4 protein-coding genes are annotated in these 1739 nt (G+C 57.5%); 3 read left to right on the top strand and 1 reads right to left on the bottom strand.

The window, feature by feature from the left end; genetic code table 11:
• Positions 1-401: hypothetical protein (locus J4G14_14870; protein MCE2459071.1), on the bottom strand; the 401-nt coding region annotated here is incomplete at its 3' end.
• On the opposite strand from J4G14_14870, the gene J4G14_14865 reads away from it, so the two are divergent.
• From J4G14_14865 to istA, 3 genes are all read left to right on the top strand, one after another.
• Positions 400-666, top strand: a complete 267-nt coding sequence (locus tag J4G14_14865; GenBank protein MCE2459070.1) for a type II toxin-antitoxin system RelE/ParE family toxin — start codon at positions 400-402, stop codon at positions 664-666. The two genes, J4G14_14870 and J4G14_14865, sit on opposite strands and share 2 nt — an antisense overlap.
• A 13-nt stretch (positions 667-679) precedes the next feature.
• Complete coding sequence (locus J4G14_14860) at positions 680-988, top strand: HigA family addiction module antidote protein (GenBank protein MCE2459069.1); 309 nt, start codon at positions 680-682, stop codon at positions 986-988.
• A 222-nt stretch (positions 989-1210) separates the two neighbouring features.
• On the top strand, positions 1211-1739 hold a 529-nt coding region (istA, locus tag J4G14_14855), incomplete at its 3' end, for an IS21 family transposase (protein ID MCE2459068.1).

Raw genomic sequence — 1739 nt, 5'->3', positions numbered from 1 at the left:
CCTAGAGCGGCATCCAGCACCTCTAAGAGCTCGTGACCAGGCATCTGCCAGAGTTGAAACTGGCTGACCCGAGTGTCTGTCTCCTGATAGTCCTCGTAGTAGATTAGTTCCTTCTTCTTTCCCTCAATACGGAGATTAAGCCGCCGCGTCCCCTCATCGTTCCCAAGCTCTGGAAGGTGGTAATAGTAGTCCACCTGCTCCTTGGTCTCTATGAAGGTCGCCCCGTCATCCTTGAGAAGCTGCCGCACCGGGACAAAGTCCGGGCAGTATGCCTTGATCTCTCGGTTCAAATGCACGGTCATCCGAAATACCTCCACGTTTCTCCTGTTTACTGTCTGGCGCGTTGAGACAAGTCGCTGTGCGGCGGCTTGTTGTTTATCCTCTACGTGAGGCGTCACCATGATTCGAGGATTCAAAGATCGGAGAACCGAGCGCTTCTTTGTGGGCCACTCGGTGCGGTTTGCGGACCAGGCGCCGCGCCGCCTGACGTTACTGGACAACGCTTCGGCCTTGCAAGATCTGAGCGGATTGCCCAGTAACCGACTAGAGTCCCTCTCTGGTGACCGGAGGGGCCAGTACAGCATCAGGATCAACCGCCAGTGGCGAATATGCTTCCGCTGGGACGAAGACGGACCGTACGACGTGGAGGTTGTGGACTACCATTAAGAGGAGTTTGGATATGAGTGTCAGCAACGGAATGAGACCAGTACACCCCGGAGAGATACTGCGTGAGGAGCTTGATGAGCTTGGGCTGTCGGCCAATGCGCTTGCCAAGGCTCTGGATGTGCCCACGAATCGAATCACGGCAATTCTGAGGGGGCAGCGAGGGATAACGGCTGATACGGCCTTCTGCCCTGCCCGATACTTCGGCACCACGCCCCAACTGTGGCAGAACCTTCAGAAGGCATTCGAGTTGCGTGTGGCAGAGATCGAGTCGGGGCTGCAGATCGAAGAGCGTGTACAATCACTTAATACCGTTTCAGTCTGAGTATGCCGCATGACGGGACGCTTCCTCTATCCAGTCCCATCCGGGCAGCGACCGTACCCGGTCAGGATCGGACTCCAGTCGGCTCAGGTAGGAGTTCTGTCAGCGCCAAGCTTAAACTGTGCGAAAACGCCAACTTGGAATTGACCCCCTAACAAGCGGAGTGCATCTTTGTCGGGTATTCCGACAGGAGGTGCACCGGACCAAATGTTAGGAGGTCGGTTGGTGAAAGAGCTGTACGAGTTGAGAGGCAAGGGGCGTTCGATAGACGGAATAGCCAGGGATCTGGGGATCTCGAGGAACACAGTCCGAAGGTACCTGCGCTCACCCGAGGTGCCGAAGCCCATGCTCAGGGCGAAGCGCGGATCGAAGCTGGACCCATACACCGAGTACATAGACACAAGGCTTCTGGATGGACTGGAGAACTGCGTGGTTCTGCTGAGGGAGATCAGGGAACTGGGATACCCGGGCGGATACAGCACACTGAAGAGCTACGTACATCCGAGACGACGACCTCGCCAGCCTAAGGCGACGGTGCGATTCGAGACCGAGCCGGGCGAGCAGGCACAGGTGGACTGGGGGATACTCAGCTACACCTCAGAGAACGGACGTCGGCGCAGGATGTGGGCGTTCGTAATGGTGATGGGCTTCTCCAGGGCCATCTACGTGGAGCTGGTGCGCAGGGCCGACGTCGCAACGTTCATCCGTTGCCACATCAACGCCTTCGAGTACTTCGGCGGTGTTCCGCGGCGCT

It is taken from the genome of Dehalococcoidia bacterium (assembly GCA_021295915.1).
In the GTDB taxonomy this organism is placed as follows: domain Bacteria; phylum Chloroflexota; class Dehalococcoidia; order Lucifugimonadales; family UBA1123; genus VXRN01.
Note: the sequence above shows the minus strand (reverse complement) of the source record. Positions and strands in the feature narration are given on the sequence as shown.